Annotated in this window: 13 protein-coding genes and 2 other RNA genes; 4 read left to right on the forward strand and 11 right to left on the reverse strand. The window is 49.3% G+C overall.

The features are described 5' to 3' along the window. Positions 1-95: 95 nt before the first annotated feature. Together rnpB and IXB28_RS04545 are read right to left on the reverse strand one after the other, a co-directional pair. An RNA gene (rnpB, locus tag IXB28_RS04540) (RNase P RNA component class A) lies at positions 96-512 on the reverse strand. Between the two features lie 224 nt (positions 513-736). Continuing rightward, on the reverse strand, positions 737-1018 hold the full coding sequence (locus IXB28_RS04545) for an STAS domain-containing protein (protein ID WP_215617349.1): 282 nt from the start codon (positions 1016-1018) through the stop codon (positions 737-739). Positions 1019-1308: 290 nt separating this feature from the next. On the opposite strand from IXB28_RS04545, the gene IXB28_RS04550 reads away from it, so the two are divergent. Beyond that, the gene (locus IXB28_RS04550; protein WP_215617350.1) at positions 1309-2076 is read left to right on the forward strand and encodes a ZIP family metal transporter; all 768 of its coding nucleotides are present in this window, start codon (positions 1309-1311) and stop codon (positions 2074-2076) included. 5 nt (positions 2077-2081) lie between these two features. Here the strand turns inward: IXB28_RS04550 and IXB28_RS04555 are convergent, their stop codons facing one another. The 3 genes from IXB28_RS04555 to IXB28_RS04565 all read right to left on the reverse strand — a co-directional run bounded on the left by IXB28_RS04555 (position 2082) and on the right by IXB28_RS04565 (position 3532). Further along, positions 2082-2330: a hypothetical protein gene (locus IXB28_RS04555; protein WP_215617351.1), complete on the reverse strand. Its 249-nt coding sequence runs from the start codon at positions 2328-2330 to the stop codon at positions 2082-2084. An 80-nt stretch (positions 2331-2410) separates the two neighbouring features. Continuing rightward, positions 2411-2719, reverse strand: coding sequence for a cupin domain-containing protein (locus tag IXB28_RS04560; protein ID WP_215617352.1), 309 nt, complete (start codon positions 2717-2719; stop codon positions 2411-2413). A gap of 12 nt (positions 2720-2731) precedes the next feature. Then, on the reverse strand, positions 2732-3532 hold the full coding sequence (locus IXB28_RS04565) for a phytanoyl-CoA dioxygenase family protein (RefSeq protein ID WP_215617353.1): 801 nt from the start codon (positions 3530-3532) through the stop codon (positions 2732-2734). Positions 3533-3748: 216 nt separating this feature from the next. Between IXB28_RS04565 and IXB28_RS04570 the strand changes: the two genes are divergently transcribed. Together IXB28_RS04570 and IXB28_RS04575 are read left to right on the forward strand one after the other, a co-directional pair. Next, positions 3749-4231, forward strand: coding sequence for a flavin reductase family protein (locus IXB28_RS04570; protein WP_215617354.1), 483 nt, complete (start codon positions 3749-3751; stop codon positions 4229-4231). Between the two features lie 205 nt (positions 4232-4436). Further along, on the forward strand, positions 4437-4787 hold the full coding sequence (locus IXB28_RS04575; protein ID WP_215617355.1) for a phenylpyruvate tautomerase MIF-related protein: 351 nt from the start codon (positions 4437-4439) through the stop codon (positions 4785-4787). Between the two features lie 1121 nt (positions 4788-5908). Here IXB28_RS04575 and IXB28_RS04580 read toward each other — a convergent pair. From IXB28_RS04580 to IXB28_RS04600, 5 genes are all read right to left on the reverse strand, one after another. After that, complete coding sequence (locus IXB28_RS04580) at positions 5909-8494, reverse strand: U32 family peptidase (protein WP_215617356.1); 2586 nt, start codon at positions 8492-8494, stop codon at positions 5909-5911. Between the two features lie 95 nt (positions 8495-8589). After that, positions 8590-9864 carry a CHAT domain-containing protein gene (locus IXB28_RS04585; RefSeq protein ID WP_215617357.1) on the reverse strand — a complete coding sequence of 425 codons (1275 nt, stop codon included), beginning with the start codon at positions 9862-9864 and terminating at the stop codon, positions 8590-8592. A gap of 729 nt (positions 9865-10593) precedes the next feature. Further along, entirely contained in the window at positions 10594-11067 is a 474-nt protein-coding gene (locus IXB28_RS04590) for a hypothetical protein (RefSeq protein WP_215617358.1), read from the reverse strand. A gap of 108 nt (positions 11068-11175) precedes the next feature. After that, positions 11176-11359, reverse strand: a non-coding RNA gene (ssrS, locus tag IXB28_RS04595) — 6S RNA. Between the two features lie 220 nt (positions 11360-11579). After that, positions 11580-12749: a 5-(carboxyamino)imidazole ribonucleotide synthase gene (locus IXB28_RS04600; RefSeq protein ID WP_215617359.1), complete on the reverse strand. Its 1170-nt coding sequence runs from the start codon at positions 12747-12749 to the stop codon at positions 11580-11582. A gap of 476 nt (positions 12750-13225) precedes the next feature. Between IXB28_RS04600 and IXB28_RS04605 the strand changes: the two genes are divergently transcribed. Next, a complete protein-coding gene (locus IXB28_RS04605) occupies positions 13226-13744 on the forward strand; it encodes an XdhC family protein (RefSeq protein ID WP_215617360.1) in 519 nt (172 codons plus the stop codon). A gap of 126 nt (positions 13745-13870) precedes the next feature. Here IXB28_RS04605 and IXB28_RS04610 read toward each other — a convergent pair whose 3' ends face one another. Beyond that, positions 13871-14725 (reverse strand): WecB/TagA/CpsF family glycosyltransferase, encoded by an 855-nt coding sequence (locus IXB28_RS04610; protein ID WP_215617361.1) that lies wholly within the window; start codon positions 14723-14725, stop codon positions 13871-13873. Positions 14726-14982: the final 257 nt, after the last annotated feature.

A 14982-nucleotide genomic window follows, 5' to 3' on the forward strand; every position in this document is an offset into this window, starting at 1 on the left:
CCGATCCCCATAAGGACTGATTCGCTAGGGATGAGTGCGCGCCTGATAGACCGATTTGCATACCCCAAATCAGCAGCCCCAAATCAGCAACAGTAAGGAAAGAGTTGGCCGTAAGCCGGGTTCTGTTCTCGCTGATGTCACCATCAACGGGCGGTTATCTATCTGGGACAGCTGTTACCAACTGCCTCTAGCGGTACACCAAAAACGGGGCTGGAAAAAGGTCAACCAATTGCCCCTGCGACCTTGCTCCTGGCCGGGGTTTACCGAGCCAGCACCTCTCGATGCTGCTGGTGCGCTCTTACCGCACCTTTGCACCCTTACCTGTGGCAAGAGGCACCTCTGTAGAACAGCGGTACCTTTGCCCATCGGCGGTATGTTTCTGTGGCACTATCCTCACGGTCACCCGCACTGGGCGTTACCCAGCAAGCCTGACCTTTCAGGAGCCCGGACTTTCCTCAGGCTAAAGATTAGCGAAGCTAAGCCTTTAGCCCGCAACCGCAGCACCAACTCTTTCCGACTACCTATAATATCGCCTGTGGTGCTTAGATGACCGCGAATGGGGCGAGGCTAAAAAATTGCTGACAATTGAACCTAGTGATCGGGCCAAGCTAACGATGAGGGTTAGTCTTGCTAGATCACTAGGCTGCATTCTATAGAAAATGATTGTGGCTGTGGGGGCCGCCCAATTTTGTTGTACTCTGCTGGCCCCCAAATTGCCTTGAAGGCCAGCCACGCTCTACTGCAAATGGGGCAACAGGCCGGATCTCTCTAAAACTAGCGAGACCTGCTGGTTCATGCCTTTTGCCACGAGTGTACAGCCTTCTTTTTGGCAATGTAGTACGCCATCCCAAAAGACTGAGGCTGTCGCAGGTTCAATAAACTGGGTATTGGCCATATCGATGGTGACAGTAACGCCAGGACGCAACTTTTGTTTTAGATCCTGTGCAAAGAAGGGGGAAATGAAACTGTCTAACCGCTTGGGTAAACGGATAATGGCCTGAGATGTAGAGTTAGCCATGTGTATGTGTAGCAAATATTACTCGGTACATTAATACAATAGGCGTAACTATTGCCGCTACGTGTACGTCGTTTTACCGGGAAAACCTATAATTCACAGTCTTTTCATAAGCAGGCTTGAGTTTTAAAGGATTGATGTTGCCTCAGTGAAATTGCTTAGGTAAACGTGCCACCCTGCCTAGGACAGATAGTTTAGAGGCCGTGGGGACAGACACCCGGTTTATGTGATCAATCTCACGCATACTCATAATGAGTTTGAGTTAAGATTGAGCCATGAGTTGGACATTTGCTATGGAACACCTTTCCCAATCCTGGTCTAATGTCGCTGCCGATGGAGTGGCGTCAAGCGCATTGGCAAGTCTGGGCACTGGTCTAGGGGCCCTGCCCGTGGTGTTTACTTCGCAGCTGAGCGATCGCTGGAAAGCCGTTTTGCTCAGCGTGGGTAGTGGTGTCATGCTGTCGGCCGCTGCCTTTTCGTTGCTGATGCCGGCCTTTGGCCTCATGGGCAATACGATGAGCTGGTGGGGGAAGGGGCTAACCCTATCGATGGCGATGGTGCTGGGGGCTGCGATCTTTTATGGCCTAGAAACATTGTTGCCTGAGCCTACGTTAGATGAGCCATCCCAAATGCGCTCCATTTGGTTGTTTGTCTTAGCGATCGCACTGCATCACTTTCCAGAAGGGCTGGCCGTGGGGCTAGGGGTGGCGACCACCCACGATGCCACCGTGGCCATTGGTATCGCCTTGCAAAATTTGCCCGAGGGGCTGATGGTTGCCCTCGCATTGCGCCAGCTGGGCTATGGTGCCGCCGTAGCCGTTGTTTTTGCAACAATCTCTGGTTGGTTGGAGCCCTTAGGCGGCATGGTAGGTGTGGCCCTGGCCGATGTAGGTGCCACGATTGCGCCGCTGGGTATGGCCTTGGCCGCTGGGGCCATGATATTTGTAGTGCTACATGGGGTATTGCCAAATGTGAAGCTCACAACCCCCCATGGGCAAGGCCCCGTAGGTTTGCTAGCGGGCGTGCTTATGATGGGAATGGTGCAACAGTTTCTAGGGTAGTGGGACTAAATTGCACAGGCCCCTTCGTTTTTGTTGTCATTAAACTGTTCAATGCGATCTAGGCGAATGAGGGTGCCGTTGTCTAACTTGCACCAGTCGGCGCCCTCTGCGGCATAGATATCGCGAATTTTAGCCTCGACCTCCTGTCGCTGGTTATGCTCATCCAAATAGATAATGCGAGCTACCTGGTGTAGAACAGCGGCGGCTTCGAGATAATCGGTAAAGCTACAGGCAGGGGGAATGTAGGGGGCCATGGGTCTCAGAGGTTGGGGATGTTATTGGCAAGTCTAGTGGCTTGTGAAGGCTAATATCCAAGATTAGCTTTGACGCTGCCTTAGGGTGCTTGAAACCAGAATTCAATCTCCGATGTCGCTTGTTCAAACCGGGCGGCATGGACTTTCTTCGCGGGGACATGGTACCAGTCACCCGGCTTAAAGCGATGCTCCTGTCCGTCCATAATTAAAATCAATTCCCCTGCGGTGATCACGCCAACATTGTCGGTATCGTGGCTGTGGGGGGCAATGTCAGTGCCGTCAGGGTAGCTGGCAAAGAGCACATCGCAGTTTTCAGCCGTGAGCCTATAGGCATCAAATGGGCCGTCAAACTTCGGTAAATTGCGTAGCTGTGGTGGAAAGTGGGCCATCGTGTTCATCTGTTAATCAGGGGTTAATTCTGTACTGGCGGCAATGGTTCTCGCTAAGGTATACCAGCGCGTCTGGTGAATGTGCTCTAGTTCTTGGTCGTTGGGTAAGCCATTGCTATTCAAGAATCCTGCCACGAGTCGATGGGGTTTGCCTAAGCACAGGTCTAGCGCCTTACGTTCATGGTTGAGGGCATAGTTGCCTCGATGGATCATCTGGGCGTTGAAAATAAGCACATCCCCAAGGTGTAGCTCAACCAAAACCGAGTCTGGCAGCGGTTCATCATTGCGGTGGCCCTGGCGCTCTAGCCTGACATTGTGTTCCAGGTTCGTATCCCATCGTTTGTGGGTGCCGGGGATCAGTTCTACCCCTTTTTCAGCCACCAAGGGAATGCGCACATGGAGGCTGAGCATCTGGTGTTGTTCAGCCGCTTGGACGTTGTCGTCTATGGGACTATATTGCAGGTCACGGTGCCAGTAGGGTCGTTTTTGGTGACTCTGGGGATTAAAAAAGAGTTGGGTATTGTGGAAATAAATCTCTGTGCTAAAGAGTTGTTCTAATGCACGGGTAAGCTTTGTCGAAGCGATCAGGTTAAAAAAGCGAATCCGTTCTGCTGGGTGATGTTGAAAGTATTGGGGATCTGTCAGGGAATGCATATTAATCAGCTGTTGCTCGATTAATGCATGGTGGTTGTCGGTGCGCCACTGGTTATAGATGCGGTCAACGATGCTGCTAATTTGTGCTATTTCTGCTGGCTGGAAGAACTGCTTGAGAATGGTGTAGCCCTGAGCTTCAAACTGCTGACTCGCATTCATGGGTTTGGAAGATGGCTAGTATGCACCCGTCGAGGCTATCTACGATTCAATTTTAGTCATTTCCATTGGAAATAAATGTTTAAGCCGATCCTTTTGAATAGACTCCCATTCTGGGTATTAATCAAATTTGGACAGTTCTTTAGGGAGAATTGAATTCTCCTCGTAATTCAATTCGTTTACACTAGAGCGTTGTAAACACCATAAAGGGTTGAATCTATGCTGGACGAACAAGCCAAAAAAACGATGCTGCGCAAGATTCCCCATGCGCTTTACATCTGTGGTGTCAAAGACGGGGAAGAAGTTAACGGTTTTACCGCTAGCTGGGTCATGCAAGCCTCCTTTTCCCCACCCCTTGTGGTCAACTGCGTCAAGGCCGACTCCACCTCCCATGCCATGATCAAAGCCAGCGGCGTCTTTGCCCTCAGCGTGCTAGAAGATGGCCAAAAAGACATGGCCCAAAACTTCTTTAAGCCCCTACGCCGTGTCGGCAACAAATTCGAAGAAATTGAATTTTACCCAGGTCCCGAAACCGGTTGTCCCATTATTCAAGACACCCTGGGCTATGTGGAATGCAACGTCGTCAGTGCCGTAGAACATGGGGACCACACCGTCTTTATCGGTGAAGTTATTGGTGCCGGTATCCATCGTGAAGGCGATGCCCTGCTGCTATCAACAACGGGCTGGAACTACGGTGGCTAGTTTGGGGCGCACCCTCCTAAAATTTGGCAATTTCCCCAGTAGCGAGAGTTCGGAAGGCTCTGCAAGAAAGACAAAGTTGTACGAAGTTAGGGACGCTCGCCCTTTCCCCCTTCCTCATTCCGACTTCACTTGTGTGGATATCCTCCGTTGGCAAAGGGCTCCACAAATTTAGACAATCAGAACAGTTGTTTATCCCTAGATACATATGCCTCTAATCAAGGTACAGACATCGGTTGATGCCCCTTCGAAAGGTGCTGTGGAAGATATGCTCAAGCAGCTATCGGCTAGCTTGGCAAAACACATTGGCAAACCCGAATCCTATGTGATGACGGCATTTCAGCCCAGCACCCCCATGACCTTTGGTGGCAGCACCGATCCCACCTGCTATATCGAAATCAAAAGCGTTGGCACCATGGGCAGTAAAACGAAAACCATGAGCCAGGAGTTTTGCGCCCAAGTGCAAGCTGCCCTGGGGGTTCCCCCAGACCGCACTTACATTGAATTTGCCGATTCGGCAGGAGCCATGTGGGGTTGGAACGGTAGAACCTTTGGCTAAATCTTGTTCTGGAGATGGATGCTGTGCAATGCGGTTTCCATCTCCGCTAAACGATATAACTAACTTTCTTTAGATTTTCTTTAAGTGGTTTTACTGTGTATTCACGACAGTAAACTTCAAAAATGGTTACATTGGTTTTTTTCTTGCAACACAATCTATATAAACACCTTATGTGTAAACCACCCCGGCAATCATGCTGGGGTTATTTATTGGCAAAATTCCTATTAATAAGTGAAAGTGTTCTTACTACAGAGCGTTCGATGGTAATCAGGATAGTTTCTAGGGTTTAGAAAACTATTTTTCAGTAATTGAGTAGTTTTTTATAGGTCGCTATCTAAACCGTGTCAGGCAACTGAATTGATCCCGATTTAAAGATGAATAAACTTATTTTGAATGGAGATAGAAACCTCTGTTGTACCAATAATTTTTTATAAAAAATAAAATTGATGTGTTTTAGCTTTAGGTGCTGTATTCTTTTTCCTGTAAGGGATCTAGTTTTTTAGTGGGTTGCTATAACCATCCCTTTAGTCATTCTTAAAGCAGATTTATCATGGGTTTATGGCGTATCAGTCCAAAAATAAGTACATTAGGGATGTGCTTAAGGCACACCTTATGAAAAACCAATTATGTGTAATCAGCCCCGGCAGTAATGCTGGGGTTATTTGTTTGGTTTTTAATGTTTTTGCATCTATTTAAAGAGGTTCTAAATTCATTGATTTGAGTCGATGTATTGGGTGATCTATGTCACAAATTATTTTTATTTAGCCATTCTTTAAGTGGTTTTACAGGGGATTTATGGTGTGGCTAGCCAAATTTGATTACAGTGTAATTGTCCGCATAGGACACTTATGAAAAACCAATTATGTGTAACCCGCCCCGGCAGTAATGCTGGGGTTATTTGTTGTTTTGGGTATGTGTTTATGCTGATTTAGGTATTATTTTTAACCCTTAAAATGAACCTGAATGTATCAATGGAAATCACTAAATACGGTGATATAAATCACACTTTTGAGCGGGGTAAGGACTGGGTGCGGAATTTGGGCCGGGCTTTGGTTGAATACCGGCTTATTTGACGAATGCATTCGAGGGCAATGCCCGCGTTGTTGATCGGTGCGGGCGTATTAATGGCGTTCTAGGGTGCCGCGGGTGACGCCTAGCTGACTGGATAGCTTGAGGGTTCGCCATAGCTGATGCCCAGTCATATCACCGTTTAGGAGCTGTTGATAGCAGGTCAAGATTTGCTGAACTTGGGTGGGACTTTCGTTGAGGAAATCAATGCGGAAGCGGCGGGCTCCTTGGTCCATGAGACGGGGGATAAATTCGGCTCCAGTTTGGGCGACACCGTTGTATAGGGTGTTGCGACAGCCGGCATCGGCCTGGAGCACATGGTCGGTGCCTGTGCGATCGCGCAGCACTACGTCATGGTTTTCACAGGGGCGACCACAGTTGGTAAAGTCAGTGCCCTCAGAAAGAAAGGCACAAAACACACAGTGCTCCATATGGAACATGGGCATATGTTGATGAATGGTGATATCGAACCAATTGGCCGGGGCCGACGTGAGTAAGTCCATCAGCTGGGCCACATTCAAGTCGTAGCTGGCGGTTAATTTTTCCAGACCAAACTCTGTTTTGAAATAGGCAGCGGTAATCGGGTTGGCCACATTTAAGGAAAAGTCGCCAATGCAGGGCTGGTCGGCGAAAAATTGCAGGTGGTCATAGTTGCGCACCAGGTACCCATCGGCATTGGACTGGCGCACCTGTTTGAGGATATATTGCTCGCCGGGTTTGGTGATGCGCGGCGGGGCGACATAGAGTTTGGCCCTAGGGTTGAGCTCGCGGGTGAGGGCGACGGCCGCTCGATAGTGCACTGGATTTTCTAATTCGCAGTAGACGGTGGTGAGGCCACATTGCAGCACCGTCCGCAGCTGATCGCCATTGCGCACCAGCGGCACCAGCGTGGCTGGGTTTGAGGGTGTTTCGGCCGGATCGGGCAACAAGTCACGATGGGAGCGCTCCACGGCCATGGCCCACACCTTGGGCTGCTGCCGTTGTTCCAGGAGCTGCTCCACTAGCTGCCGTCGCAGACGATTGAGTTCGCTGACGGGCACAATCAAGCCATCCGCCAGCTGATTGGTGAATTGGCCGAGTTTGAATGGGGTATTGCCTAAACGGGCAAGTTGTTGCTGTAGTTTTTCTGTTGTGAGGGGTTTGTTACGCGCGGTTTCGAGGACTTTTTCTGAGGCCGCTTGGGCGATGTGGCCCTGGGGATCGGTTGCGATCGCAACCACCGGTTCCCCGGCCACCCCATGGACTTCAATATCAATGGGCTGTTGCACCGCAGGTTGTTCAACCCTGTAGCTTTGGCGCAGGGTTTTCTCTAATTCAGGGTCCGATGTTTTCCATACCTTCTGGCCCGGCTGCACCCGGCGCAAATTCATACTATGTTTGCCAAAACTCAAACAAATATTGCGACCCCGCTGTTCTACACCGTAGATGCGGCCCCCCTGATCCGTATCTGGATGGCCGGAGTCAAATACAATGCCGTCCCCAGCCTTGACTGGAATGGTTGTCTTCAGTTCCACCTGGTGTTTGGTAACCCGTTCCACATCCCCCAAATACACCCCGCGCTTTTTGGCAAATCGGGCGTGCACCAGTTCCTGGTTATTAATGCCGCGAAACCAGCCGGTATATAGACCGCGGGAAAAGGCCATTTCCAGGTTATAGCGTTCATCCGCTGTGGGCTCATAGGAGATGGGGCGATTGCCCAGCTTTAAGGCCAATTTTTCTGTTGGCGTAGGCGTTGTCGCACTGTTTGTACCGTTCTTTGTGCCACTTTTCATAGCACTGTTTGTGCCACTCTTTATCGCACTGTTTGTGCCATTCTCTTGCCAGGCTCGATCTAAGGCTTGGCGGTACACCCGGGTCACATTCGCCACATATTCTGGGGCCTTGAGGCGCCCTTCTATTTTGAGGCAGCTCACCCCCGATTTAATCAAATCGGGGAGAACGGGCAACCCGGAGAGATCCTGGGGGCTGAGCAGATATTGTTTATCTCCTAGGTCGATTAATTCTCCATCCACCTTCATGTCGTAGGTCATGCGGCAGGCCTGGGCGCATTCTCCCCGATTGGCCGACCGGCCACCGAGGGCTTCACTGGTGAGACATTGCCCCGAGTAGGCGACGCATAAGGCCCCGTGGACAAAGACTTCCAGGGGAAGGGCAATGTCTTTTGTTTGTTGTTGAATTTTCTCGATGTCTTTGAGAGAACATTCCCGCGCCAACACCACGAGCTGTGCCCCGAGACTGTGGGCAAATTCCACCCCTGCGGCTGAGGTGACGGTCATTTGGGTGGACCCATGGATGGGGAAGTCGGCAGACAGGTGGCGGATCAGCCGACACATGCCCACATCCTGCACAATGGCAGCGTCCACACCGGCGGCCATCATGGTGCGTAGATAGCGTTCGGCGGCGGCCAGTTCCTGGGGAAAAATAAGCGTGTTGAAGGTGACATAGCCCTTCACCCCCCGGCTGTGGAGAAAGGCCATGAGTTCGGGCAGGTCGGCTTCGGTGAAGTTTTGCGATCGCATCCTCGCATTAAACCGATCCAAACCAAAGTAAATGGCATCGGCACCATTTTCCACCGCCGCCTTAGCACAGTCCCAGGTGCCAGCGGGGGCTAATAATTCAGGACAGTGGCCCGTTGTCATGCTGTAAATCCAAGACTCTACATTCAATGCAAGAGGCAACTATTCATAATGCCTTGAGTAGCCATTATAAACGCTGTGTCGATTGTCAATAGATGTTACCAAGGACTGCCCACCAGTGTATAAGTGGACCAATAAAATGGATGTTCGAAGGCCCAACGTCCGGAATACTTCTGTTCTGGAAAATGAGCTAAAGGTGTCCCATGGACGCCGTATAAGGTGCCATCAACGAACTGCAAGTCTCCTTGCAGCATCGTCAGCTGGGCCTGGCGTAGGGCAGTAGCGCGCACTGGTTGTTGCTTTAGCTGATCATAGAAATAGCTCATCACCCCTAATGTGCCTTCATCACTAATGGGCCAAAGACTAGCCAATGCCGTTTGGATACCTAAATTTACAGCTAGCCCAGCAAAGCCATATTCTGATTCAAGATCCCCAAAAGCTGTGTTGCAGGCACTTAACACCATCAAAGCAATATCCGAATCCATTAAGCCTAGGGTATGGAACCGATTCATTTGTAACGGCTGATCCCATAGTTGAATATAAGAATTATGGGGCTCACCAGAGGAAAAAACGCCATGACTCGCTAAATGAACAATGTCGTATCGCTCCTGGGCAATTTGCTGCTGCAAGTTTCTTAAAGTGAACTCTTCATTTAGAAAAACATCACTGTTATTAAAGGTCTGAGCAATGATATCTAATTCTTGTGACACAGCAGGCAAAGCTTGCTGTGATGGAAATTCTGAAGCTCCCATCGCTAAAAGCTGGGTATTCTCCAGGGGAGTCGAGATAAAATTCTCAGAATCAAAATTTGTTAACCGGATGCTGGGAATAAGGCCCAAACTATAGCGTTCAATTAAAAACTCACTGCCATTGTGCAGGGCCGCTAGTGGCAATACTCGCAACCCGCAACCCATCGCAAACGCTAAACTTTCAATGCCCTGTGCTTGCAGCTCGGTTTCAATGGGTTTAATAAACCAGTCATAGAGTTGTTGTGCAGGTGGCAAATACTGAGATTCTCCAGATATCGCATTAGTTACCTGAGCGTAGAACTCTTCAGCAACAGGCATCACATCTCGACGCGTTACCGATGTCAGTTCTTTGTGAATCGGTTGACCTTCCTGGGTAATCAGGAATACCCCTAGGACATCATCAGGATGCTCTGTAGCAGCATCCTGGAACTGGTTATTAGGATGATCATGGGAGGATGAAAAATAAACATATAGGACACCAGGCTTAATGCCGGTAGCGCTGGCAACTTGCTTCAGTGTGGTTTGAACAGCGGGAATGTTGGTTGCTAATGAGCTAACTTGACCATCCAAATTTAGATAGGAGCTAAATTCCTCTGTAAACAAACTTTCTAATTCTTCCAACAAAATAGTGGGATTACTTGCAGAATTGTTAACAACATTTGTTGCTTCTAGTTTCTGCCTTAAAGGCTGTCCCTCTAATAAGTCAGGCGTCGAAGATATCGCGATCGCAGTCTCGGAAAGTTCTGTGACGTTACGTTGAGACCAAGCCGGTAATCCCAGAAAAAGAACACTTAGCCCGATGACTATGCCTATAGCCTGATAACTATATTTTTTCCGGCCTGAATGTCCCATGGTGGTCAGTGAAGAATGATATGTGCAAACAGATAGTTGGGCGTTGTTAGATCCTCGAAATGTTTTCACATAAGGGATGCAGCTCAATAAACGCCGTTGCCAGATCGGTCTATCCCTTAAACCAGCAACGGCGTTTATTGAGTCGTAACAATCGTCTTTTTCTGATTACAGCTAATCTTGAGGGGCCAACGCTTCCTCAATAACACTGCTTTTCATTGCTATAATCGCGCTCAAATCACTCGCAATAGAGTTAGGACTCACAAGAATGACCCCATCCAAAAATGCTACAGGTTCCTGGGGCTAGGACTCACAGCATCAATGGGGATAACGAAATCCACGTTTGGCGGGCTTTATGCCTTTCGCATCACTTTTCGCATCACTACCATTCCTGCAGGTAATCGATCCCAGGCCCATATGACTGGCCACGTAGGCTGAACTTCATTGAGCGCGGTGGAGTTCACCTCTCCCCTTAAACCTATTTAGATGTATTTAGAACTGTCCCTAGTTGCCTAAGGCAGCATCCAGCACCTTGCGCGCATCCTCCGCATTGGCCCGCGCATCCTTATAGCGCAGATTACTTTGGGCAAAGGTCTTCAGCACCTTAAACCCGCTTTTTAACTCATCCAGCTGTTCATCATCAATCACATCATCACTAAACAGCAGGTCCACCAGCTCTCGCACCTTCAGGGCCTCACTGCGGGAGCCCTGAACCTTGATTTTCAAATTTGCCAGATTGCTAAGCACCTGCACCGCATCCACAACTGCATTTTCCTCAGCGGTTGGTTCCGTTGGTTGGTCTTTCACTTCAATAAAATCCTTTGGGGTAAAGCCATCATCCAAATCAGTCGTTAGATCACCACTACCCATCATTTCCAAAAGCTGATCCATCGCCTTTTCACGGGCTTTAGCCGAATCACGCCCAGAAATGGTGATCAAAACATCTTCAGGACTTTGGGGAATCGTATACTGAACCATGGGATAGTATGTTTGTACCCATTAACAATATCCATAATACTACCGAATCCTGAGCCATTACAGCAAAAAGCACCTGATCTAAGGACCAGGTGCTTTTCAATTCTTAAAAGTTTCACCGCAGCGCCGTCTTACCTCAGTTTTTGACCTGGAAAATCCAGGTGGGCCCGTGGTTGCGATTTATAGTTTCCGGGTACAAGCCCGGTATACTGCCACCGCACTCCTGTTCGATGCCCTTAAGTGAAAAGCATAGATCAAGAAACATTGTTGGCAGTCACCAACGCCGTAGTGAAACTAGAGTCATCATAACTAACTGTCCTGGTAAATCGACAGGGGTAAACCGATAGGGATGATTGAGCGATTTTTCGTCTCTCAATTACGATTTCAAATAGAAGAAAATCCCTGATATTCCAGAAAAGCTTGCTTGTTAGGGGTGATAGCTCCCTTTTGCGTGAAATCTGACGAAAATCTTTGGTTGCTTAATGGTTGGTTATCAAAAACTTAAACGTTTGCCCTCAAGCATTGTCGGCCGGGTACCAATGGGATTCCACCTGGTTTATCAGCTGATTGAGTTCATCCCGACTGTGAATGCGGTCTAATGTCAAGGTGATATGACCTAGTTTTCGACCTGGGCGCGATTCTTGTTTGCCATACCAATAAAGATGGGCGTTGGCTAGGGCGGCCAATGAGTTTTGGTGCTCCTGGTAGTCTGATGTGGCGGTTTCGAACCCCAGCAGATTGATCATTACAGCCTGGGCGCATTTCATATCAGCCGATCCCAGCGGTAGGCCGCTAACGGCGCGCAGCTGCTGCTCAAACTGGGAGGTGAAACACGCATCCAAGGTGTAATGGCCAGAATTGTGGGTGCGGGGGGCAATTTCGTTGATCAACACCTGCCCGTCTGCTGTGAGGAATAGTTCTATGCCAAAGATGCCGACCACATCTAGTTTTGTGACTAGCTGGGTGGCAATGTGGTTGACCTGTTGCACCACGGCCTCGCCCACGGCCGCTGGTGCGATCACACGGCGGCACACTTGATTGATCTGCTGGGATTCCACCACGGGGTAAACGGCCACCTTGCCGTCCTGGGATCGGGCCACCATGACGGCGAGTTCCCGTTCAAAGGGGACAAAGGCTTCTAATAGAACGGGCTGATAGGTCAATTGGGCCCAGGTGGTTTTCACCTGCTCGAGGCTTTTTAGAATGAATGTGCCTTGCCCGTCGTAACCATGGCGTCGGGTTTTGAGGGCTATGGGAAACCCAATCGAGGCGGCACGTTTGTCTAACTGGCCTAGGTCTGCCTCGGATTCTAGGGTGGTAAACCGAGGGGAGGGTAGCCCCAATTGTTGGCAGTAGCGACGTTGGTCGTATTTATCTAAAAGGGGGGCCAGGCATCGCAGCTGGGGATAAAACCCAGTGCCCTGTTGGGCCAGTTTTTGTAGGGCGGGTAGGTCAATAAATTCGTTTTCGAAGCTGATGACGTTGCATTGCTTTGCCAACGCTGCGGTGATAGTGGCATCGGCCACAGCCCCTAGCTCTAACCCATCAGCTATGGCCACGGCTGGATCGGAGGGGTGGGGCGTTTGAATAATTAATCGTAAGCCCAACTTTTTTGCGGCTGGCCCCATCATCCAGGCCAGTTGCCCGCCACCAATAATGCCAATATTTTGTGCTGTCTGTCCCATAGCTGATGCGAAGAATAGAAATGATCGGTAAGGGCAACGTTTGCCATTACTGATTTAGGGGGGACCCAACCGATTATGAAACCACACTGGGGATCGGTAATGCTAGTTTTCTATGGCTGATATGGAGGCTTAACCCGCTGATGATGGCGACATGATGAGGCTCCGCCATGCCAACTTCTAAAGTGTCCTTTGTCATGGGCCAAGCAATGTCGTTTTTAAGAATGCTTGTCATAATATTTGACATCCGCGCGTCAGATACTTGTATCTGGTTGCCCAGCGGACCGATCTGAACGACTAAAGCCTGGAGCGATATCAACTCTGCCGAAAACTCTATAAAGCATCGTGCCCGTGGTACCTCACCCTGTGAGGTTTAGGTCTCACCCTGTGAGGTTTAGGCCTCACAAAGTGGAGGCCCAACCACGTAATTTGTATCAATGTCTGTTTGCGATATTGCAAAGCGCATTCTTTAAATATTTATGGCTCAGATAACGGTCAATCCTAAAACGTCTTCTTTAGCAATTTTTTCTTGTCTTCTAGAGCAACTGACCCGTGGTCCTGTTGTTTTGGCCATTGTCACGGCTACCCAAGGGGACGTGATGTCTCAGGTGGGAGATAAGTTATTGGTGTGGGGAGATGCTCAGAGCGAAGGCTCCTTACTCGAACATACGGTTAGGGCTACGGTCTTGACTCAATCGTTTGCGGTGATGAAAACCGGCGGTGCCCAGCGCATGGTGATTGATCCCGGTGACAATATGTTTGCGGTCTCTTCGGATCCGGATGCTGATTCTGTTGATCAGGTGCATGTGTGGTTAACCTGTTGGCAAGGAGACGATGCGATCGCAACCGCTAAAACGGCCCTAGCTTCCTTAGAAACCGAACAGCCTAGCCGTTTAGTCGTTCCGTTAGTGACAGGTCAATTTCCCTATGTGCTTGGCCCTGACAGCCCATCACTGCGTAACCTGCAAGGACAAGATGCCTACATAGAAGATCTATAATGTGCGTCTTGGCATAAAAAAAATCTGGAGGGGATATCCCCTCCAGATTGATTGCCTACCGAAAATCATACTTAGCGGCCCGTCGCTCTTCCCGTATCCACCTATGGAAGAGCGACGGGCTAAAAATTAAGCAGACTTGCGCTGCCTACGGGCTGCCAACCACTGTTGGAACACCAACCCAAAGAAGGGCATATCTTCAATTAGATAGCGACGCCATAGACGCTTGGGTTCAGACATTGTGCGATAGAGCCACTCTAGGCCCAAATCAGTAACAAATTGAGGAGAACGGGGCTTATGACCGGCCTCAAAATCAATGGCTGCACCAACCGCCAAAAATGTCTTAATGCTGGGCAACTGGTCTCTGTGCTTGACAATCCACTTTTCCTGTTTGGGCGCGCCTACACCCACCACCAACACATTGGCCTCGGACTCACTAATCAGTTTAATGATGGCATCGCATTCCTCGGTGCTCTTCTCAAAGCCAAAGGAGGGAGAGTGCGCGTCGACAATAATCTCACGGCCAATGCTGGCATTGATTCGCTGTTGCGCTAGCTTGGCCACACCGGGCGCTGCCCCTAGCATGAAAATCTTTACGTCAGGGTTATTTTTGTTGTGCTCACAGAACCAAGGCAACAAGTCAGAGCCTGAAATCTTATCCTTAATCGGTGTGCCCAAAAACTTGGCCGCGTACATCAAAATTTTGCTATCACACACACGAAAGTCTGCAGCAGAGTATACCTCTTTAAATTCCTGGTCATGCTGCAGTTTCATCAAATGGTCCACATTGGGCGTAACTACGACACCACCCTCAGCGTCTAAATGAGCTAACAGCTCATCCTTAGAAAGATTGTCAATCTCCACATCCAAAATATTGACCGTCTCCACCTTGTTAGCTTTATCAGCCGCTAACACTGATGACGTAGTGTAGGAATCTTCAACGTTATTAGGATCTGAAGAGATGACCGAGCCTTGGTACTGCATGATTTCCAGAGGTTACCTTACTAATTAATACAAAAATTAAAACTGAGGTTGAATGACAAAAAAGCTGCTTTTGGCTCACACAAACAGCAAGCCCCACTTGCCAACCTTCAGGGTCTATAGGTGGATGAGACGACAATCTAAGCGGTTATCTCAATAGCGTTATACGACACTTTCCCTTCCACTCCACCCATTAACCCCCACTCATCGAATAAACTTAATCAGACAATAAAGAAGCGATGAGACAGCACCCTACCTAA

It is taken from the genome of Leptothoe kymatousa TAU-MAC 1615 (assembly GCF_018739865.1).
In the GTDB taxonomy this organism is placed as follows: domain Bacteria; phylum Cyanobacteriota; class Cyanobacteriia; order Phormidesmidales; family Phormidesmidaceae; genus Leptothoe; species Leptothoe kymatousa.

Coding starts and splice junctions, on each gene's coding strand:
- IXB28_RS04555 (WP_215617351.1), bottom strand. CDS start 2,330: ATGGCCCCCTACATTCCCCCTGCCTGTAGCTTTACCGATTATCTCGAA.
- IXB28_RS04550 (WP_215617350.1), top strand. CDS start 1,309: ATGGAACACCTTTCCCAATCCTGGTCTAATGTCGCTGCCGATGGAGTG.
- IXB28_RS04570 (WP_215617354.1), top strand. CDS start 3,749: ATGCTGGACGAACAAGCCAAAAAAACGATGCTGCGCAAGATTCCCCAT.
- IXB28_RS04545 (WP_215617349.1), bottom strand. CDS start 1,018: ATGGCTAACTCTACATCTCAGGCCATTATCCGTTTACCCAAGCGGTTA.
- IXB28_RS04610 (WP_215617361.1), bottom strand. CDS start 14,725: ATGCAGTACCAAGGCTCGGTCATCTCTTCAGATCCTAATAACGTTGAA.
- IXB28_RS04605 (WP_215617360.1), top strand. CDS start 13,226: ATGGCTCAGATAACGGTCAATCCTAAAACGTCTTCTTTAGCAATTTTT.
- IXB28_RS04575 (WP_215617355.1), top strand. CDS start 4,437: ATGCCTCTAATCAAGGTACAGACATCGGTTGATGCCCCTTCGAAAGGT.
- IXB28_RS04565 (WP_215617353.1), bottom strand. CDS start 3,532: ATGAATGCGAGTCAGCAGTTTGAAGCTCAGGGCTACACCATTCTCAAG.
- IXB28_RS04560 (WP_215617352.1), bottom strand. CDS start 2,719: ATGGCCCACTTTCCACCACAGCTACGCAATTTACCGAAGTTTGACGGC.
- IXB28_RS04600 (WP_215617359.1), bottom strand. CDS start 12,749: ATGGGACAGACAGCACAAAATATTGGCATTATTGGTGGCGGGCAACTG.
- IXB28_RS04590 (WP_215617358.1), bottom strand. CDS start 11,067: ATGGTTCAGTATACGATTCCCCAAAGTCCTGAAGATGTTTTGATCACC.
- IXB28_RS04580 (WP_215617356.1), bottom strand. CDS start 8,494: ATGACAACGGGCCACTGTCCTGAATTATTAGCCCCCGCTGGCACCTGG.